Raw genomic sequence first — 21,215 nt, 5'->3', positions numbered from 1 at the left:
GCCAATCAACCCTTTCCAGTCTGCTTGACGCTGTCGATGCGGGCAGTGATCGCCGCGGCGGCGCGGTCGTATGCACTGTCGTCGTCGAAGAGGACCGCTTCGGAGTTCGCGGCGCGCGCGAATGCGTCCAACTCAAAGGCAAGCTGCGCCGGATCGACGTCGGCGCGGATCTCGCCGGTTGCCTGCGCTTCCCGCACCAGCCGTTCTTGCAACCCCAGCCAACCGGTGTGGTGTTCGCGGATCGCGTCGCGGATGACTCCGTCACGCGCGTCATACTCGGCGGTGACGGCAGCGAAGAAACAGCCACCGGAAAACACCCGTCGCCGCGAATAGTCCATCCAGTGCTGATAAAGCGCCACCAGACGTGGCAAGCCTTTACCGGTGCGCAGAGCCGGCCTGATCACATGTCGGGTGAAGACGTCACCGGCGTAGCCGATGGCGGCCAGTTGCAGCTGCGCCTTGGAGCCGAAATGCGCCGCGACGTTGCTCTTGCTGGTGCCGCACTCCTGGGCGAGGCGGCCGATGGACAGGCCTTCCAGGCCGTCGGCCGACGCGATATCGGCGGCCGACGCCAAGATCGTCGATCGTGCCCGTTCGCCCCGGGCGAGCCGTCCGTCGGTCTTGGCAGCCACGGGGCAAGACTATACGAACGATCGTTCATAATTCAACCCACGAGCAGACAGGGGATCGCACAATGGCGGCCGCTATCGTGCGATTCTGCGTCTGGTCGCGGGAGGACTAGACCGGGATCAGGCCGTGCTTGCGGCCTACCCGGCGGTAGATCTGCTTGTCGCGCAGTAGGTGCAGCGACTTGCGCAGCAGCAGCCGGGTGTCGTGCGGTTCGATCACCGCGTCGATGAATCCGCGCTCGGCGGCGATCCACGGGATCGCCATGTTGAGGTTGTAGTTGTCGATGAAGGACTTCTTGATCGCCTGTGCTTCGGGCGTGTGCGGGTCGGGGAACCGCTTCATCAGCAGTTGCGCGGCGCCCTCGGCACCGATCACCGCGATGCGCGCGGTGGGCCACGCGTAGTTGAAGTCCGCGGTCAGCTGCCGCGAGCCCATCACGGCGTAGGCGCCGCCGTAGGACTTGCGGACCGTGATCGTCACCTTCGGCACGTCGGCTTCCACCACCGCATACAGGAACCGACCGCCGCGCTTGATGATGCCGTTCTTCTCCTGCTCGGCGCCGGGCAAAAAGCCCGGGGTGTCGACGACGAACACCAGCGGGATGTCGAATGCGTCGCAGAAGCGGATGAACCGCGCGGCCTTGTCGGATGCCTCGTTGTCGATCGAGCCGGACAGGTGCATCGGCTGGTTGGCCACCACCCCGACGGGCCGCCCGTCGACCCGGGCGAATCCGGTGATGATCGCCGGCCCGGCCTGCGCGGCGACGTCGAGGAAGTCGCCGTCGTCGAAGATCCGCAGCAGAATCTCGTGCATGTCGTAGGCCATGTTGTCCGAGTCCGGCACGATCGAGTCGAGCTCCAGGTCGGTCGGCGTGACCTCCGGCTCCAGGCCGGGGTTGACGATCGGCGGCTTGTCGAAGCAGTTCGACGGCAAAAACGACAGGAAGTCGCGCACGTACTGGAATGCCGCCGCCTCGGAGTCGACGACCTGGTGCAGGTTGCCGTAGCGGGCCTGGGCGTCGGCGCCGCCGAGCTCGTCGAGGCTGACCTCTTCGCCGGTGACTTCCTGGATCACGTCGGGCCCGGTGACAAAGAAGTAGCCCTGATCGCGCACCGCGACCAACAAGTCATCCTGGATTGGCGAATACACCGCTCCCCCAGCACATTTGCCGAGGATGATGGAGATCTGCGGCACCAGTCCGGACAGCGCCTCGTGGCGCCGGCCCAGTTCGGCATACCAGGCCAGCGAGGTCACCGCGTCCTGGATGCGGGCACCGCCGGAGTCGTTGATGCCGATGATGGGGCAGGCCACCATCGCGCACCACTCCATGAGGTCGGCGACCTTGCGGCCGAACATCTCACCGACCGAGCCGCCGAACACGGTCTGGTCGTGGGAGAACACCCCGACCGGCCGGCCGTTGATGGTGCCGCGGCCGGTGACCACGCCGTCGCTGTAGGGCGCGTTGGGATCACCCGGAGTGCGGGCCAGCGCACCGGTCTCCAGAAAGCTGCCCGGGTCCAGCAGCTCGTAGACGCGGGAGCGCGCGCTGGGGAGGCCTTTCTTGTCGCGCCTGGCGATGGATTTCGGATCGCCGGGTTCCTTTGCCAGTTCCAGCTTTTCCCGAAGTTCGGCCAGCAGCTCCGCGGTGGTCTTGGTGGTCACTTAGGCTCGCTCTCAGCTTGAATCTTGTTGAGTGCCTCGGTCATATGCGCGCCGACCTTGGCGATGATCGGCTCGTCGATGGCCTGGATGTGCTCCCCGCCGATGTGGACCACCTCGAGATCCGAGACGTACTCGCCCCAACCGCCGTCGGGCTTGCGGGTGGCATATCGCGGCTCGAACATGATCGCGTCGTCGTGGTAGCGGTCGGCCATGTAGAGGGTGACATGTCCGTCGTAGGGCTGGATCTCGGCGGTGTCGATCGCTCGGTTGTCCAGATACGACGTGCGCTGGTGTTCGATGATCCCGCCGGGGATCTGCACGCCGCTTTGCTTGACGGCCTCCAGGACGAACTTGACCTGGCCCTCGTCGTCGAGTTGTTCCAGTTGCTCGTAAGGAATTTCGGGGATCTCGACGTTGAAGGTCCGCTCGGCGAAGCGGGCGTAGCGCTCCCAGCGCTTGCGGATCTCCTCCTTCGTCTGCGGGATCTCCTCGCCGGCGCGCACCGCGTCGATCAGCCCGACGAACGGCACGTCGCAGCCCTGCTGCTTCAGCCCGATCGCACAGGCGTAAGCCAGCACCCCGCCCAACGACCAGCCGACCAGGATGAAGGGCCCGTCGCCCTGCAACTCGCGCAGCTTGGGCACGTACTGGCGAGCCCGCTCCTCGATGGTGCCCTCGACGCGCTCGAATCCGTACATCGGGGTGTCCGGCGGCAGACGGTTCAACAGCGGCTCGTACACCACCGTCGAGCCGCCCGCCGGATGGAACACGAATACGGGCGGCCTGGTGGAGCCTTCGGGCCGGGCCCGAAGGGTGCGCACGAAGCCGTCGATCTGACCGGCTTCCAGGTACTCCCGCACCGTGGTGGCCAGCTCCTCGATGGTCTGCGCGGACTTGACATCCTCGGCGCTGATCGGGCCCTCGGCGCGTTCCGAAAGCCGTTGGGCCATCTTGGCGGCCGCGTCGTCGTCCAGCTTGGGCAACGGGTTGAAGATGCCGCCCGGCGACTTGCCGGTGACGATCGCCCAGGTGGCGAACGTGACCCGCTCGGATGCATCCCGCGGCGGCACATCCGAACCCAGCGCCTCGGCCACCGCCTGCTGGTTGAGGGCCTGCGCGGCCCCCGCCAGGTTGGGCTGCGCCGACGGACCGGAGGGATTGGTCGGCGGCGGCGGGACCGGCACATCGGAAACCGGCGGCGCCGCTTGGGTTTCCGGCTCCGCCTGCGGATCGGCGGCCTGAGTCACGGTGGACGGCGTCGCGCCGGACAGCAATGCCGCCTGCTCCTTGGCGATCTCCTCGGCCGTCAGCGTCTTCTGGTGCTCGTGCAGTTGCTGCACCTCGTCGCGATGCTCGATCGCGTACTTGATGAGTTCCTCGATGTTGTAGAGGTTGGCATCGCGGACCGCCTGCAGCTGGATCGGCGGCAGGTCGAAGTCGTACTCGACGCGGTTCTTGATCCGCACCGCCATCATCGAGTCCAAGCCGAGCTCGATCAGCGGCACCTCCCACGGCAGGTCCTCGGGCTCATAGCCCATCGCCATCGACACGATCGTCGCCAGCCGGTCATGCACGGTCTCACCGGAATCCGGCGACCACCGCTGCAAGCCGCTACTGATTTGCCGCGCGGTGAGGCTGTCGTGCAGGGTATCGGCGTCGGGTTCGGCCTCAACAGCCGGTGCGCCGTTGGTCGGCGTGGCGGTGACCGGCGCGGCGACTGCGGCACCGGCGCCGACCGCCGTCGGCAACACCGCGGCTTGCCCGCCCCGCGACACCAACGCGTCGTACACCAACGTGAACGACTCGTCGATACGCGCATGCACCTGAACCGCCGCGCCACCGGGATGGCGGGTCAGCGTCGTCACCAGCCGGGCGTTCTCGGCGGGCACCGCCCGCTGCTCGGAGGCCGTCAGCTGCGCATCCGGAATGACCGCCGCCGCAGCGGCTTTCACCAGAGCAGCCAGGTCGGTCTCGCCCCGCGGCGCGTACTCCCACACGTGCCGACCGTCGGGCAACGCCACGTGGTTGCCCGGCATCATCACCGACGCGTCGCCGGAGAAGTGCGCGTCGAGCCAGTGCTCCTTGCGGCGGAACCGGGTCGGCGGGATGTTGGCGTAGTCCTGGGGTCCCGCGGCACGGGTGAACAACGTGCGGATGTCGAGGTCGTGGCCGTAGACGAACAGCTGCGCCATTGCGGTGGTCATCGCGTCGACCTCGTCGACCTTGCGCGCCAATGTCGAAATCAGTTGCGCGTCAGGCAATCCGGCAGCGGCCGTGGTCAAGCCAACTTGCATCAGCGCCACCGGGTTGGGCGCTAGCTCCAAAAATGTGGTGTAACCGCTGTCGACGGCGTTGCGCACACCCTGGGTGAAGTAGACCGAATGGCGCAGCCCCTTCTTCCAGTAATCCACGTCGTGGATCGGCTCGCTGCCGGGCTTGATGTAGGTGCCCTCGTGCACGGTGGAGAAGTAGCCGCAGCCCAGCGGCATGGGGTGGATGCCCTGCAGTTCCGCGGTGAACTCGCCGAGCAGGGGATCCATCTGCGCGGTGTGGCTGGCGCCCTTGGTCTGGAACTTGCGGGCGAAGCGGCCCTCGGCTTCAGCGCGGGCGATGATCGCGTCGACCTGCTCGGGCGGACCGCCGATCACGGTCTGGGTGGGCGCGGCGTAGACGCAGACCTCCAGGTCGGGGAAGTCGGCGAAAACCGTCTTGATCTCGTCGGCGGAATACTCCACCAGCGCCATCAGCCGGATGTACTCACCGAACAGCATCGCCTCGCCCTCGCCCATCAGCCGGGCGCGCGGGACGATGATTCGCACGGTGTCGCGCAGCGAGAGCCCGCCGGCGAAGTAGGCGGCGCCCGGCTCGCCCAGCGACTGGCCGATCACCGCGGCGGGCTTGGCGCCGTACGCTTTGAGCACCTCGCCGAGCGCGATTTGGATTGCGAAGATCACCAGTTGGACGGCTTCGATGGGGTATTCGACGGTGTCGCCGGTGTAGTCGACGGCGTCGTCGAGAATCATCTCGAGAATCGACACGCCACGCTCTTCTTGGATCAGCGCGTCGATCTTGTCGATCCACTCGGCGAAGACCGGGTTGCGCAGATAGAGGTTCTTGCCCATCTTGCGGTGCTGCGCACCGAAACCGGCGAGTACCCACACCGGGCCGTTGGTCACCGGCCCGTCGGCGGAGAAGACGTTGGGCCGCTGCTTGCCCTCGGCGATCGCGCGCAGGCCCTTGATGGCCTCGTCGTGGTCACGGGCCAAAACCACTGCGCGGGAACGGCCGTGGTTGCGCCGCGACAGCGACCGCCCGATCGATTCCAGCGACGACGCCTGCCCCTCCGGGCTTTCCATCCAGTCGGCCAGCTCGGCGGCGGCTGCTTTCTTGCGCGATGTCAAAAACGCCGACACGGCCAGCGGCACCAGCGGAGCCTGCTGCTCGGACGCCGCGAGCTCTTGCAGCGCAACCTCTTTGAGCCGCTTGGCTTCCTCGGTGAGGCCGGGCAGTTCGGGTTCTTCTTCGACGGCCGGCGCGCCGTTGTCACCGATGAACTCGCCGTACTCGTCGAAGCGCACATGCTCGACGGGCTGCTCCTCGGTGGACGTCGCTTCCTCCACGGGCTCCGGCTCCCGCTCGACGACGTCGCGCGGCAATACCTCGCGCAGCACCACGTGTGCGTTGGCGCCGCCGAAGCCGAAGCTGGACACCCCGGCCACCGCGTAACCGCTGTAGCGCGGCCAATCGGCAACGGTGTCAAGCACTTTCAGGTGCGCTGCGTCGAAGTCGATGTACGGGTTGGGCCCGGCGTAGTTGATCGACGGCGGCAGCTTGTCGTGCTGCAGAGCCAGCACCATCTTGGCCAGGCTGGCGGCGCCGGCCGCCGACTCGAGGTGGCCGATGTTGGTCTTGATCGCGCCCAGCAGCGCCGGCTTGTCGGCGGGTCGGCCCCGGCCGACGACGCGGCCCAGCGCCTGCGCCTCGATCGGGTCGCCCAGCACGGTGCCGGTGCCGTGGGCCTCGATGTAGTCGACGGTGCGCGGGTTGATGCCGGCGTCCTTGTAGGCGCGGCGCAGCACGTCGGCCTGCGCGTCCGGGTTGGGGGCGATCAGCCCGTTGGACCGGCCGTCGTGGTTGACGGCGCTGCCGGCGATCACGGCCAGGATCTGGTCGCCGTCACGGCGGGCGTCGTCGACCCGCTTGAGCACCAGCATGCCGCCGCCCTCCGAGCGGGTGTAGCCGTCGGCGTCGGAGGAGAACGACTTGATCCGGCCGTCGGGCGCCAGCACCTGGCCGATCTCGTCGAACCCGAGGGTGACCACCGGGGTGATCAGCGCGTTGACGCCGCCGGCGACCGCCACGTCGCACTCGCCGCTGCGCAGCGCCTGCACCGCCTGGTGCGTGGCGACCAGCGAGCTCGAGCACGCGGTGTCGACAGCCACCGACGGGCCGTGAAAGTCGTAGAAGTACGAAACCCGGTTGGCGACAATCGAACTCGCGGTGCCGGTGATCGCGTACGGGTGCGCGACGGTCGGGTCCGACATCGCCAGGAAGCTGTAGTCGGCGACCGAGGTGCCGATGTAGACGCCGACGGCCTCACCGCGCAGGCTCGACGCCGGGATGCGGGCATGCTCGAGCGCCTCCCAGGTCAGCTCGAGCGCCATCCGCTGCTGCGGGTCGATGTTGTCGGCCTCGGTCTTGGAGAGCGCGAAGAACTCCGAATCGAAGCCCTTGATGTCCTTGAGGTAGCCCCCGCGAGTGCGGGCCTTGTTGACCCGCTCGGCGATCCGCGGCTCCTCCATGAACTCCGACCAGCGGCCCTCGGGCAGATCGGTGATCCCGTCGCGGCCCTCCAGCAGCGCCTGCCAGGTCTCCTCCGGGGTGTTCATGTCGCCGGGGAAGCGGGTGGCCAGGCCCACGACCGCGATGTCGACCCGTTCGACGGGACCGCTTCGCGTCCAGTCGATGTCGTCTGCACCGGAGGTGTCTACTTCGGGGTCGCCCTCGACGATCCAGGTGGCCAGCGACTCGATGGTCGGGTGCTCGAAGGCCGCGGCAATCGACACCGTCACGCCGGTGCGGTCCTCGATGTCGGCGGCCATCGCGACGGCGTCGCGCGAGGACAGGCCCAGCTCCACCAGCGGGGTGGCCTCGTCGACCGCGTCGGGCGACCGTCCGGTGGCCTTGGCGACCCACTCGCGCAGCCACTGCCGCACCTCGGCGACGGTCATGTCGGTGCGGGCAGGCTTGAGGGACTCAGTGGCAGTGTCCGTGTCAGTCATCAATCCACCTGGTCGGGGAAGGCGTTGGGGGAAGCAGTGCCGCTGCGCAGGCTGCCGTCGAGGTAGGCGGTGCGGCAGGCCCGGCGGCCGATCTTGCCGCTGGAGGTGCGGGGCACCGACCCCGCCTGCACCAGCAGCACGTCGCGCACGGTGACCCCGTGCCGGACGGCGATGGCCGCCCGGATGTCGTCGGCGATGGGCTGGTAGTCCAGCTTGTGCGCGCCCGGCGCCCGCTCGGCGACGATCACCAGCTGTTCGGAGGTGTCGTCGGGGTCGTACTTCAGCCCGGCGTGCGGGTTGTCGAACACCTCGCGGGGCAGCTGATTGGCGGGCACCGAGAACGCGGCCACATAACCGGTGCGCAGCGCGCGGCTGGCCTCCTGCGCCGAGTACTCCAGGTCCTGCGGGTAGTGATTGCGGCCGTCGATGATGACGAGATCCTTGACCCGGCCGGTGATGTAGAGGTGGCCCTTGTAATAGGTGCCGTAGTCGCCGGTGCGTACCCACAGTCCGTCGTCGGGAGCGCCTTCGGCGTGCGACGGGCTGGTCCGCGACTTGAGGATGTTCTTAAAGGTCTCCTGCGTCTCCTCTTCGCGGTTCCAGTAGCCCATCCCCATGTTCGTGCCGTGCAGCCAGATCTCGCCGATCTGCCCGTCGGGCAGTTCGGAGGCCGACTCGGGGTCGACGATGACCGCCCACTCGTCGACACCGATCAGGCCGGCGGACACCTGCGTGACCGCGTTGGGTGCATCCGGGGCCACCTCGACGAACCGATGGTTGTTCAGCGCCTCACGGTCGACGTGAATCACCGTCGGCCCCTCGGACATCGGGGTGATGGAGACGAACAGTGTCGCTTCGGCCAGCCCGTAGCACGGCTTCATCACGGTGTCGCGCAACCCGAACGGACGGAACGAGTCGTGGAATTTGCGCATCGAGGCCACCGACACCGGCTCACTGCCGTTGAGCAGCGCCTTGACATTCGACAGGTCCAGCGGCTCCTCGTCGTCTCTGGGGACACCGCGCACCGCCGCGTGCTCGTAGGCGAAGTTCGGCGCCACCGAGTAGACCTCCCCGGTTTCCCCGGGTTTGCGCGCCATCTCCCGGATCCAGCGGATCGGCCGGCGCACGAACGCCGCCGGCGTCATGAAGGTGTTGTGGTACCCAAGCACCGGCGACAGCATGATCGCGATCAGGCCCATGTCGTGGAAGAACGGCAGCCAGGTGACCCCGCGGTCGCCCTCCTTGCCCTCGAAGGCATTGAGCACCTGAACCACGTTGTGGGCCAGGTTCAGCGCGGTGATCTCCACACCGGTCGGGGTGCGGGTCGAGCCCGAGGTGTATTGCAGGTAGGCGATGGTGTCCGGGGTTTCGACGGGCATTTCCCAGGTGGCGGCGACTTCGTTGGGCACCGCGTCGACGGCGATGACACGCGGCCGCTCCTTGGCGGGGCGGCTGCGGAAGAACTTGCGGACCCCCTCGGCGGAGTCGGTGGTGGTCAGGATCGCCGTCGGGGTGCAGTCGTCGAGCACCGCGTGCAGCCGACCGACGTGGCCGGGCTCGCTCGGGTCGAACAACGGCACCGCGATCCGCCCGGAGTAGAGGATGCCGAAAAACCCGGTCAGGTAGTCGAGGTTCTGCGGGCACAGGATGGCGACCCGGTCGCCCGGCTGGGTGACCTGCTGCAGACGGGCGCCGATCGCGCGGTTGCGCGCGCCGAACTCGGCCCAGGAAATGTCGCGGGCGATGCCGTCGCGCTCGGTCGAGAAGTCCAGGAACCGGTAGGCGAGCTTGTCGCCGCGCACCGCCGCCCACCGCTCGACGTGACGGACCAGGTTAGCGTTTTCCGGGAACCTGATCTTTCCGTTCACGACGAACGGGTTGTGGTACGCCATTGCCACTGTCTCCTGTCACCACATGTCTGAAGGTCAAATCTGTAGAGCTCCGCCGACGGCTGCGCCCGACTCGGGTCGGTCGGCGGCACGCCGGGAACTTTCGCCTGCGCCGTTCGTCGCGAACCCTAAACCTCACAGATCGTACAGAAGCGCGCACGACATCCGGCACTGCATCGACCCGGCGGGCCAACCACAGCCGTTCTTATTTTTTTCTTAATGTTAAGGGCCGCTGTGTCGCGGACCAAATCAGAACGGACTGCTTGACGGAACCGTTATCCGTGCTTGGGATGCGGCGCGTTGTCGATCAGGCCGCGGGCCCAATTGAGGGTCCACTCGGTGGCCGACTGTCCGTCCAGGCTCCAGAACTGGGTGGTGGCGTACAGCGCGTGCACCGGTTGGCCGGCGCCGCCGGCGAGGGTGTCGAGCGTGGTGGGCAGGTTGGTGATGCTGAATGCTTCCTGCGGCGCGGCGCAGATCAGGTCGCCCTGGCCGCAGATCTCGTTGGTCCGGTTGTTGAGGTCGCCGAATCCGCCCGGCCGCTTGCCGGTCATGGTCAAACCCATGGTCGAGAGCACCGGCACCTCATGCAGGGTGATCTCGGCGCCCTGGCCCGGCGGGTTGGGCCCGATGTCTTGGCCCACCCCTTCCTGGCGGCGGCCGTCGGCGATCAAGGTCACACCGAGGACCAGGTCCTCGTCGACCGGTCCGCGGCCGTTCCCGATGTCGCTGGCGATGTCGCCGGCGATCACCGCGCCCTGCGAGAAACCGATCAGCACATAGCTGGTCAGCGGGCACTTGGCGTTCATGTCGGTGATCGCCTTGACTGCGCCCTCGGTGCCTTCTTTGCGGCTCTGGTTGTACGACATCTGGTTGTCGCCGGAGAGCGGATTGTGGAACTGCGCGGTGTAGGGAACGGTGTAGACCTCGACCCGGCTGGCGTCGAACTGCTGGCTGATCGGGCGGGTGACGTTGAGCAGCAAGGCTTTCGGAAACTCGACCGGGTTGAGCGGGTTGTCCTGCAGCGACGACTCCCAGGTGCCGGGTATCGAGACGAGTTGCACGTCGGGGCAGCTGGCGTCTTGGAACGCCGGGCGCGGCTTGTGCGGGCGGGCCGAGCTGCTGGTCGGCGGCACGATGCTGGGCGGCACCGCGCTGGGCGGGGTCTCCGGTTTCCGCAGGTATGTCACCACGAACACCAGAACCAGGGCCACCACGAGCGCCGTTGCGCCGGCGGCGATCAACGCCAGGATGCGGTGCCGCCTGCGCCGCGATTTGGCGCCCTTCTTCACAGCCATGTCTCCTGCCAGCAGAGTTTGTCGTCGCACGGTCGACGCCGTGCAGCGCCCGTCGCACCCTGCTTTACGGTACCGGTTGCCGGCACCGTCCCCCGCGGGCGATCGCTAGCGGATGGCGCCGACGATGTCGCCGGACATCGCGCCGAGCTCCGAGCCCCACGACCCCCAGCCGTTGTCGCCGCCCGGGAACTCGAAGTGCCCGTTGTGGCCGCCGACGTTGCGGTACTGCTGGTAGAAGAAGTGGCCGCTTCCGGTCGCCTCGGCCTCCTGGCCGATCATCGCCGCCGGGTCGCTCGCGCCGCCGGTGGGGTTGACCACCCAAACCCGGGTGTTGTTGGCCGCCAGCATGCCGGCGTGCACGTACGGGTCGTGCCACTTCCACCGGCCCAATTGCGCTGCGCCCCACATGCCTTGGGTGTCGACGCCGCCGAACTGTGCCATGCCGGCGGTGATGGCGCCGTTCTCGGTGGTGTTCGACGGGTACAAGAATCCCGACAGCGAACCGGCGAAGCCGAACCGGTCCGGGTGGAAGCAGGCCAGCGCCATCGCCCCGTAACCGCCCTGCGAAGCGCCGACGACGGCGTGACCACCGGGCGCCAAGCCCTTGTTGGCGGCCAGCCAGTCGGGCAGCTCACTGGACAAAAACGTCTCCCACTGCTTGCTGCCGTCCTGCTCCCAGTTGGTGTACATGCTGAACGCGCCGCCTGCGGGCGCGGCCACCGAAATGCCCTTGCCCGCCAGCGTGTTCATCGCGTTGCCCGCGGTGACCCAGTTGCTGACGTCCGGGCCGGCGTTGAACGGGTCGAGCAGGTATACCGCGTGCGGGCCGCCGGCCAGGAAGGCCACCGGGATGTCGCGGCCCATTGCCGCCGACGGGACCATCAGGGTTTCGTAGCCGGCCGCGTGGGCGGGTCGGCTGACACCACCTAACCCGGCTGCCAGCACGGCAGCGCACAGCACCCGTAGCAGCAACGACACGGCCCTCATGTCCACCTCACTCGGTATCGATTCGCCATCCCCCGCACCCCCGTCCCGCAAGGTAGTGAACCACACCGGGCCCGGCGGAAGGGGTGGAAACGACTAACGGCGGCGACCTGTAGAGGTCGCCGCCGTCTGTCGTTGCTGCTTGGGCCTACCGGCCGGCCTGTGCGGCAGCCGGGGTGCCCTGGCTGCCCGGGCTGGCCGGAGCGGCCGGCGCCGCCGGGGCGCCCTGGCTCACCGGAGTTCCCTGGCTGCCCTGGGTGGCCGGCGCGGTCTGGCTGGCCGGGTTGTTCTGGGCAGCCGGGCTGGCCTGGGTGGCCTCGCCGCCACCGCCACCGGGCGTGGCGCCCAGCGTCCGCTGCAGGTCGGGCTTCATGGCGTTCAGCTGCGCACCCCAGTATTCCCAGCTGTGCGTACCGCTTTCCGGGAAGTTGAACACCGCGTTGTGACCGCCGCCGGCGTTGTAGGCGTCCTGGAACTTGATGTTGCTGGTCCGCACGAAGCCCTCGAGGAACTTGGCCGGCAGGTTGTCGCCACCCAGCTCGGACGGCTTGCCGTTACCGCAGTAGATCCACAGGCGGGTGTTGTTGGCGATGGTCTTCCCGACGTTGAGCAGCGGGTCGTTGCGCTGCCAGGCCGGGTCTTCCTTCGGGCCCCACATGTCGGCGGCCTTGTAGCCGCCGGCGTCACCCATGGCCAGGTTGATCAGCGACGGTCCCATGCCCTGCGAGGGGTCCATCAGGCCCGACATTGCGCCGGCGTAGATGAACTGGTCGGGGTGGTAGTTCGCCAGGTTCAGCGCCGACGCACCCGCCATCGACAGGCCGACCGCGGCGCCGCCGTTGGGCTTGACCTGCTTGTTGGCCTGCAGGTACTGCGGGAGCTCGCTGGTCAGGAACGTCTCCCACTTGTAGGTCGAGCAGCCGGCCTTACCGCAGGCGGGCTTGTACCAGTCGGTGTACCAGCTGGACTGGCCGCCGACCGGCATGACCATCGACAGACCGGACTGGTAGTACCACTCGAAGGCCGGCGTGTTGATGTCCCAGCCGTTGAAGTCGTCCTGGGCGCGCAGACCGTCGAGCATGTAGATCGCCGGCGAGTTGGCGCCGCCGCTTTGGAACTGCACCTTAATCTCGCGGCCCATCGCGGCCGACGGCACCTGCAGGTATTCGACCGGCAGACCTGGCCGGGAGAATGCCCCGGCGGTCGCCGAACCCCCGGCGACGCCGACCAGCCCCGGCACCAGGGCCGCTGCGGCTGCCCCTAACGCGAGGCGGCGCGGCATCCCCTTCGCCGCGCCACGAAACCTGTCAACAAGCTTCATCCGTGCTTTCCCATCCTTTGTTGGCCCAATCTTTCGGGTCGGACTGCGTGCGCTGCGTCCACGTGCCCGGCTCCGTTGCGGTTTGCGTCGTCCCCGGGCTGGGCGCACCAGTGCCCGTGTAGTCAACCACATCTTGGTGCGAACTCTCTCATCGAGAGTCCCCTGAAAGCCGTCGGCGGTTCGCTGTGCCCGGCCGCGATCAGGCGCGAGCAGGCCACGCTGTGAATGTGCTCACGGCCGATTTCTCGCCGGTAAGCCGTCTGGTTCCGTGTTGCTGTCGGCACAGGGTTGTCACGGCGTTGCTGTGTCGGGCTGTGCGAGGAAAATTTTCCGTCGATTTCTCGCCGGCGATCGCCGCGGCCCCGACGCTACGGCCCCGAGGCGGGCAACCCGGTGTAAGGCGTGCCGCTGGATTCGGGGATCTCCAGGCCGCACCGGATCAACTCATACAGCGGAACCCGGTCGATGCGGTACTTGGTGAATTCATAGGAATGCAGCAGGTTCGAGACGAACCGGTGCGGTGTCATCGGGCTGCGCACCGAGTTCAGCACCGCCTGGGTCGCCGGGCATTGCAACGCCGCCACGGCTTGCGCGACCCACTTGTCGTCGAGGTAGCCCGGGACGCCCGGATACCACTTCACCCACGGTCCGTCGGCGATCACCCAGTCCGGGAACAGGTTCTTGTCATGTCCGATCCGGCCGTGCTGCAGACGCGCCGTGTGCGCGGCCAGCGGATTGGCCAATCCGATTTGGTCGAGCACCCGGATGTCCAGGCCGACGTTCATTCCCAGCATGCCGAGGTTGGTGAAAAACACTGCGTGCGGGCCTTTTTGCGGCTTGCTCGGGTCCGGCGGCTGTTTCGGCGGAATCACCGGCACCAGGTCCCACTGGTTGTAGTTGCCCGACGGCAGCAACAACGCCCCCTCCGGGGTGTTGTTGAGCGCCACCAGCACCGCGCGCATCCGCGGGTAGTCCAGATAGTCGGCTGCGGTCAGCGGATGAGCGTGTCCGGTCGCCTGCGCGTAGAACCGGCGCTCGTCGACGATTCCCGAGTAGGTGACCCGGGTGGCGTCGTCGCCCATGCCGGGCGAATTCGCCGCCCACAGTGACCAACCCGCCACCGCCAGCCACAACGCGGCAACCGCGCCCGCCAACCAATAACCGGTTTCCCGGGAGAACCTGTTGCCGTCGGGAAACACCACAGGCACCACGGCTACCGGCGCCAGCAAACAGAACAGGGGTACCAGCAGAACTCGGCCGTGCATGAAGTCGCCGCCCTGCCGGGTCCAATACAGCCCCTGCAGCAGGCCGCTGACCATGATGAAAGCCACCACGGCTGCGGGACTTTGGACCGTGCGGGCCCACCGGCCATAGCCTGGCGGCGGCGTGTGCCGTATCCACCATGGCCTGGCACGGGTGGCCATCAGCACCAGTCCCAGCCCCAGCAGCAACAGGATCGGCACCCACACCGCGTAGGGCCGGTTGAAATTCGACAGGTACAGCAGGCCCTGCGGCCACTTGTCGCCGGCAGCGTCCTTGGCCAGCGCCGTCCCGGGAAACAGCAACCCGTAGTAGCCCATTCGGAAAATCTCGTAACCCACCGGAAGCAGGCCACCGGCCACCACGATCAGCAGCCGTTGCCGCCAGCCCCGCGCGGCGACCAGCATCATGATCAGCGCCAGCCCGCCGATCAGCGCCAGCTCGGGGCGGACCAGCACGCTGCATCCCGCGACAAACGCCAGCGCGCCGATGAATACCCGGCCGGACGGCCGCGACCGCAACGCCTGCGACCAGCAGACCATCGTCCACCACAGCAGTCCGAGATACGCCAGCACCAAACCGCTTTCCAGGCCGGAGGTCGCGAAGTCGCGCGCTGGCGGCACCGCGATGTAGACGAGCGCGCCGGCGGGCAGCATGATCGCGCGTCGTCCCAGCAGGCTCGGTGCGTACAGCCGCCCGGTGCCCAGCATCAGCAGCACCACGCCCGCCAGACTGAGCACCAGCGCCAGCACCAGCGCCACATACTCCAGGCGCATCGGCCCGGCCAGCCAGCTGCCCAGATAGACCAGATAGGTCCACACCACCGAGGTGTTGGCCTCTACCCGCTCGCCCGCGTTGAACACTGGTCCGTTGCCGGCCAACAGGTTTCGCACCGTGCGCAAGACGATCAGGCCGTCGTCGGCGATCCAGCGCCGCTGCCAGGCGCCCCAGCCGAACAAGACGGCAATCACCGCGGCGCTGACCCACAGGCTGACCCGCACGGTGATCTCGTACGGAAACGCCGGTCGCCCAATGGATACGGGCGCCGGCCGGCGGGACGAGACGACGGGCGGGCTAGCCGAGGATAACCGCAGCACCAATGGTTCCGATCCAGGCCACGAACAACAGCTGCAGCACGCGGTCACGCAGCGCGATGTCTTCGGGCTCGCCCGCCAGTCCGCCGTCGACGTCGACCGCGTAGCGCAGGATCGCGATCGTGAACGGGATCATCGATACTGCGAACCAGGTGCCCGTATACCGGTCGCGTTCGAACGCCCAAAGCCCGTAACACACCACCACAGCGGTGGCCGACATGGTCCAGACGAACCGAAGATAGGTGCTGGTGTAGCTCTCCAGCGATTTACGGATCTTGGCGCCGGTGCGCTCGGCCACCTGCAGTTCGGCGTAGCGCTTTCCGGCCCCCATAAACAGCGAAGCGAATGCGATTCCGAGCAAAAACCATTGCGACAGATAGATATCGGCGGCCGCACCCCCGCCGATGGCCCGGATGAGATACGCCGACGAAAGGATGCAGATGTCGATCACCGCTTGGTGTTTCAGGCCGAAGCAGTACGCCAGTTGCATGCCCAGGTAGACGGCGATCACCACCGCCAGATTCGGGGTCAGCCACCAGGAGATGACCAACGACGCCACCCCGAGCACCGCGGCGATGACGTAGGCCAGCCACTCGGGCACCACTCCGGCGGCGATCGGCCGGAACCGCTTGGTGGGGTGCTCGCGGTCGGCCTCGACGTCGCGGACGTCGTTGATCAGATAGATCGAGGACGCGGCCAGGCAGAACACCACGAACGCGACGGCCTCCTTGCCCAGCACGTCGGCGTAGTCGTACCGGACATCGGTGCCCCACGCGGCCAATGGCGCGGCCAGCACCAGGATGTTTTTCACCCATTGCCGGGGACGAATCGCCTTGACGATGCCGACGACCAGGTTCGCCGGAGGTCCTGTCACCGGCACCACGTCTTCACTCACCGTCACCTCCTGCCTTCGACCCGGACCGCTACGCCGGCGACCGCCGCGCCCACCGCCACGCCGACCGCCACATCGCTGGGATAGTGCACGCCCAGCAACATCCGCGACAGCGCCATCGGCGGTACCAGCAGGGCCGGCAGCCGCGACCCGGTGGCCCGCGCCAGCAGGATGGCCGCCGCCGTGGTCGAGGTGGCATGCGCCGACGGGAAGCTCAACCGGCTCGGAGTACCGACGTTCACCGCGACGGCGGGATGACGCGGGCGTTCGCGGCGTGCCAGCCGCTTGATCAGCACGGCCGTCGCATGGGCGGTGAACGCCCCGGCCCCGACCAGCAACCAGGCCCGCCAGCGTTGCGGTTGTAGCAGCGCGCCCAGCGCCGAGACCGCCAACCACCCGATGCTGTGCTCGCCGAAGTACGACAACCCCCGCGCCGCGGCCAACATCCCGGGCCGGTCGGCCAAGGCCGATTGAATCGCGACCAGCGCGGCCAGTTCGCCACGCGGCGCGGCAGTTTCAGCCATTGTCTTCTACGGACAGCAGGACGGTCTCCCACTTCTGCTTGCTGGAGAGCACCGGCAGCGCCCCGCGATAGACGCGGCGCATCTCGTCGAACCGGCTGGCGAGCTGCCGCTGGCGGCGCAGCGACTGCCACAGCAGCGAGAACATCTTGGACCGGTCGCGCTGCCGATACACCACACCGCGCCCGTCGGCGGTGGTGACGGTGGCGCCGTCGAGCGTGCACAGCTTGAACCAGCGGGCGTCCTGAGTCGGCACATTCAGTTGGGGGCGTTGATGATGCGCCGGATCGGCCTTGGTGGCGTTGTGCAGGATCCCGCGGGCCAGCCGGTAGCCGATCGCCAACGGGTGCACCGGCGGCTTCATCTCGGTGTTCTTGCGCGACGGCGCCGGCAGCTCGCTGGCCGCCGGCAGCACGACGGCGTCCGGGTACGCCTTGCGGATGCGGTGCACTTCCGGCAGCGCGGTTTCCAGGATCGAGAAGATGTGCTCCGGGCCGGCAAGGAAGTCGTCGATCGCCTTGTTCTGAATCGCAACAGTCGAATATTCAAGGCAGGCAAGGTGTTTCAGCGTCGCCTTGAGGTGGCTGCGCAGCAGGCCGATGATGTCGCCGTCCCAGTGCATGGCCGCCACCACCAACCGGTTGCGCAGGTGGAAGTAGGCCTGCCAGTCGATGGCGTCGTCCTTGTCGCTCCAGGCCATGTGCCAGATCGCGGCGCCGGGCAGGGTCGCGGTCGGGTAGCCGCGCTCGGCGGCGCGCAGCCCGTAGTCGGCGTCGTCCCATTTGATGAACAGCGGCAGCGGCTGGCCCAGCTCCTCGGCCACCTGCCGCGGGATCATGCAGGTCCACCAGCCGTTGAAGTCGACGTCGATGCGGCGGTGCAGCAGGTTGCTGCGAGGGTTGTTGTCGCTCAACGGGAATTTCGCGAAGTCGTGGTCGTATTCGGCGTGCGGCGCGGCGGTCCACATGAAGATCGACCGGTCCACCACCTCGCCCATGATGTGCAGGTGCGACGGCTCCTGCAGGTTGAGCATCTGACCGCCGACCAGCATCGGCGACTTGGCGAAGCGATGCAGCGCCAGCACCCGCAGGATCGAGTCGGGCTCGATGCGGATGTCGTCGTCCATGAACAGGATCTGCTGGCAGTCAGTGTTTTTCAGCGCCTCGTACATCACGCGGCTGTATCCGCCGGAACCGCCCAGGTTGGGTTGGTCGTGGATGGACAGCCGGTTGCCCAGCGGCGCGGCGGCCTCGGCGAAGTCGGGGTGGTCACGCACCTTGGCGGTGCCCTGGTCGGGGACGATCACCGCACCGATCACCTCGTCCACCAACGGATCCGAGGTCAGATCGCGCAACGCGTTCACGCAGTCGCTGGGCCGGTTGAAGGTCGGGATGCCGACCGCGATGTTGGCGACGCCCGGCGCCGGCACCGGCGCGTACCAGCCGGCGTTGTGCAGCGTGACGTCGCTGTCTGTGGTGATGTCGAACCAGATCCACCCGCCGTCTTCGAAAGGCGCTAGCCCCACCTCTAATTCGACGACCTGCGCGCTGCCGGCGAAGTTGCGGCCGTCGATGTAGATACGGGCACCGGTGGCCTTGGTCCGGTAGACGTCGACGCGGCCGGCGCCGGTCAATTCGGCGCGCAACACCACCGAGGTCAGCGTCGTCCAGCGCCGCCAGTAGCTGGCCGGGAAGGCGTTGAAATAGGTCGCGAACGACACCTCGGACTCGGCGCCGATCTGCAGCGACGTGCGGGTTGTCGCGTGCGCGCGCCGGGCGTTGGTGATCGACTCCTCTAAGTAGAGCTTGCGGACGTCGAGCGGCTCGCCCGGGCGGGGCAGGATCACGCGGGCCAGCAGGCTCACAGCGGTGTCACTCATCCGCGGATGCTTTCGTCAACGGCACGCCCTCGCGCAGGTGCGGCGCCAGCACGTTGTCGTACATGTTCAGCGCGCTGGCGATGGCCATGTGCATGTCCAGATATTGGTAAGTGCCCAGGCGGCCGCCGAACAACACCTTCGACGACTCGGTCTCGGCTTTGGCCCGGGTCCGATAGGCGGCCAGCACAGCGCGGTCGGCTTCGGTGTTGATCGGGTAGTAGGGCTCGTCGTCATCGTTGGCGAACCGCGAGAACTCGCGCATGATCACCGTCTTGTCGGTCGGGTAAGGCCGCTCGGGGTGGAAATGGCGGAACTCGTGGATGCGGGTATAGGCCACGTCGAAGTCGTTGTAGTTCATCACCGGCGTGCCCTGGAAATCGCCGGTTGGCAGCACCTCGACCTCGAAATCCAATGTGCGCCAACCCAAGTGGCCCTCGGCGTAGTCGAAGTAACGATCCAGCGGGCCGGTGTAGACCACGGGCGCCTCCGGGCTGGCTGCACGCAGTTCGTCGCGCACGTCGAACCAGTCGGTTTCCAGCCGAACCTCGATGCGCTCGTCGGCCGCCATGTTCTTCAGCCACGCGGTGTAGCCGTCGGCGGGCAGCCCTTCGTAGGTGTCGTTGAAGTAGCGGTTGTCGAAGGTGTAGCGCACCGGCAACCGGGTGATGGTGGACGCCGGCAACTCTTTGGGGTCGGTCTGCCACTGCTTGGCGGTGTAGTTCTTGATGAACGCCTCATACAGCGGCCGGCCGATCAGCGAGATGGCCTTCTCCTCGAGGTTCTGCGCGTCCTCGGTCTTGATCTCGGCGGACTGCTCGGCGATCAGTGCGCGTGCCTCATCCGGGCTGAAGTAGCGGCCGAAGAACTGCGACACCAGGCCCAGCCCCATCGGCATCGGGTATGCCTGGCCGTCGTGCAGCGCGAACACGCGATGCTGGTAGCCGGTGAACTCGGTGAACTGCCGCACGTAGTCCCACACCCGCTTGTTGGAGGTGTGGAACAGGTGGGCCCCGTACTTGTGCACCTCGATGCCGGTCTGCGGCTCCGGCTCGGAGTAGGCATTGCCGCCGATGTGCGGGCGCTTCTCGACGACCAGCACACGCTTGTCGAGCTGGCTGGCCACGCGCTCAGCGATCGTCAGGCCGAAAAATCCGGAGCCGACGACGAAAAGGTCGAAACGAGAAGTCATCGGTTGAACAGGGTATCCGACCGCACGCCCGCCGCCTGTTTGGCGAGGCGGTTGCACCCGCGTCGGCTGCGCCGGGATACCGGATACCAGCGCACGGCGTGGCGAATGCGTGGCCGCGAGTGACGAATGTCGCGATTGGTTCACGATTCGATATCGCCACACTAGTCACAGCAGTCACGCCAGTACCATCGATCACGTCGGCATCTTGCTGTGCTGCAGAGGCAGGACGACCGAGGACCATATAGCCCAGATTGAGGAGACTTCCGTGCCGAACCGACGTCGACGCAGGCTCTCGACAGCCATGAGCGCAGTCGCCGCTCTGGCGGTCGCGAGTCCTTTTGCCTATCTCACTGTCAGCCAGTTGGCCGCCGACAGCACGCGGGCCCCCGAGCATCACGAGTTCGTCCGGGCCGCGGTGATGGCGGACTTGCCCAACGAGCTGATGTCTGCCCTGACCCAGGGGTTGTCGCAATTCGGGATCAACATGCCGCCGGTGCCGAGCCTGGCGGGCGGCGGGGCGGCGGCTACGCCGGGGCTGACCAGTCCGGGGTTGACCTCGCCCGGGTTGACGACGCCAGGTCTGACGACGCCGGGTGCCACGCCGGGGCTCACCACGCCCGGCCTGACGACACCGGGAGCCACGCCGGGGCTCACCACGCCCGGCCTGACCACTCCGGGTGCGACGCCCGGTCTGACCACGCCCGGCCTGACCACTCCGGGTGCGACGCCGGGTGCGACGCCCGGCCTGACCACCCCCGGTACGACCCCGGGGCTGACCGACCCCAGCCTGACCAACCCGGGCCTGACGGACCCCAGCCTGACCAACCCGGCGGCCGGCACCACCACACCGGGCCTGACCAACCCGGCGGCCGGCACCACGCCGGGCGTCACCAGCCCGGCGGGTATCGACCCGTCGCTGATCAACCCCGGCGCGATGACCCCGGGCTACAGCCCGGGCGAGGTGCCGATCAGCACACCGATCGGGTTGGACCCGGGCGCCGGCGGCACCTACCCGATCCTGGGTGACCCGTCGCTGGGTGCCGCGCCGGCGACGTCGGGCGGTAGCGGCGGGATCGTCAACGACCTGATGAGCACCGCCAACCAGCTCGGCGCCAGCCAGGCGATCGACCTGCTCAAGGGCCTGGTGATGCCGTCGATCACCCAGGCGATCCAGGGTGGCGCCGCGGGTGCCGCTGCGCCGGCGGCCGCCGCGGCGGCGCCACCGGCACCTGTCACCTAACCGGTATGTAGATCCTGCTACCCAACGGCACCGCAGAAGTGGGAGCTGGTTGATCCAGCGCCGACACTCTGCGG

The 21,215-nt window shown here is 67.7% G+C and carries 12 protein-coding genes and 1 pseudogene; 1 reads left to right on the top strand and 12 read right to left on the bottom strand.

The window, feature by feature from the left end:
• Positions 1–5 precede the first annotated feature (5 nt).
• The 12 genes and pseudogenes from G6N47_RS08480 to glf form a co-directional block, all read right to left on the bottom strand.
• The gene (locus tag G6N47_RS08480) at positions 6–575 is read right to left on the bottom strand and encodes a TetR/AcrR family transcriptional regulator (protein ID WP_232080152.1); all 570 of its coding nucleotides are present in this window, start codon (positions 573–575) and stop codon (positions 6–8) included.
• A gap of 163 nt (positions 576–738) precedes the next feature.
• The gene (locus G6N47_RS08475) at positions 739–2,292 is read right to left on the bottom strand and encodes an acyl-CoA carboxylase subunit beta (protein WP_083133533.1); all 1,554 of its coding nucleotides are present in this window, start codon (positions 2,290–2,292) and stop codon (positions 739–741) included.
• Positions 2,289–7,574, bottom strand: coding sequence for a polyketide synthase Pks13 (gene pks13, locus G6N47_RS08470; RefSeq protein ID WP_083133532.1), 5,286 nt, complete (start codon positions 7,572–7,574; stop codon positions 2,289–2,291). The genes G6N47_RS08475 and pks13 overlap by 4 nt, the downstream gene beginning before the upstream one ends.
• Positions 7,574–9,466 (bottom strand): long-chain-fatty-acid--AMP ligase FadD32, encoded by a 1,893-nt coding sequence (fadD32, locus tag G6N47_RS08465; protein ID WP_083133531.1) that lies wholly within the window; start codon positions 9,464–9,466, stop codon positions 7,574–7,576. The genes pks13 and fadD32 overlap by 1 nt, the downstream gene beginning before the upstream one ends.
• A 272-nt stretch (positions 9,467–9,738) precedes the next feature.
• Entirely contained in the window at positions 9,739–10,761 is a 1,023-nt protein-coding gene (gene culp6, locus G6N47_RS08460; protein WP_083133530.1) for a carboxylesterase Culp6, read from the bottom strand.
• Positions 10,762–10,866: 105 nt separating this feature from the next.
• Positions 10,867–11,748 (bottom strand): alpha/beta hydrolase-fold protein, encoded by an 882-nt coding sequence (locus tag G6N47_RS08455; protein ID WP_083133529.1) that lies wholly within the window; start codon positions 11,746–11,748, stop codon positions 10,867–10,869.
• Between the two features lie 322 nt (positions 11,749–12,070).
• A pseudogene (locus tag G6N47_RS08450) lies at positions 12,071–13,066 on the bottom strand (esterase family protein); the annotation flags it as partial.
• A 368-nt stretch (positions 13,067–13,434) separates the two neighbouring features.
• The gene (gene zomB / locus G6N47_RS08445; RefSeq protein WP_139799651.1) at positions 13,435–15,360 is read right to left on the bottom strand and encodes a flagellar motor control protein ZomB; all 1,926 of its coding nucleotides are present in this window, start codon (positions 15,358–15,360) and stop codon (positions 13,435–13,437) included.
• Between the two features lie 40 nt (positions 15,361–15,400).
• A complete protein-coding gene (locus G6N47_RS08440) occupies positions 15,401–16,315 on the bottom strand; it encodes a decaprenyl-phosphate phosphoribosyltransferase (RefSeq protein ID WP_083133609.1) in 915 nt (304 codons plus the stop codon).
• Positions 16,316–16,317: 2 nt separating this feature from the next.
• Complete coding sequence (locus tag G6N47_RS08435; protein WP_083133527.1) at positions 16,318–16,836, bottom strand: phosphatase PAP2 family protein; 519 nt, start codon at positions 16,834–16,836, stop codon at positions 16,318–16,320.
• Positions 16,829–18,712 (bottom strand): glycosyltransferase, encoded by a 1,884-nt coding sequence (locus G6N47_RS08430; protein ID WP_083133526.1) that lies wholly within the window; start codon positions 18,710–18,712, stop codon positions 16,829–16,831. Before G6N47_RS08430 ends, G6N47_RS08435 begins: the two co-directional genes overlap by 8 nt.
• Entirely contained in the window at positions 18,705–19,901 is a 1,197-nt protein-coding gene (gene glf / locus G6N47_RS08425) for a UDP-galactopyranose mutase (RefSeq protein ID WP_083133525.1), read from the bottom strand. The genes G6N47_RS08430 and glf overlap by 8 nt, the downstream gene beginning before the upstream one ends.
• 265 nt (positions 19,902–20,166) lie before the next feature.
• Between glf and G6N47_RS08420 the strand changes: the two genes are divergently transcribed.
• On the top strand, positions 20,167–21,141 hold the full coding sequence (locus G6N47_RS08420) for a hypothetical protein (RefSeq protein WP_083133524.1): 975 nt from the start codon (positions 20,167–20,169) through the stop codon (positions 21,139–21,141).
• Positions 21,142–21,215 lie beyond the last annotated feature (74 nt).

The organism is Mycobacterium branderi, from assembly GCF_010728725.1.
Taxonomy (GTDB): Bacteria; Actinomycetota; Actinomycetes; order Mycobacteriales; family Mycobacteriaceae; genus Mycobacterium; species Mycobacterium branderi.
This window is presented reverse-complemented; position numbering and strand designations above follow the sequence as displayed.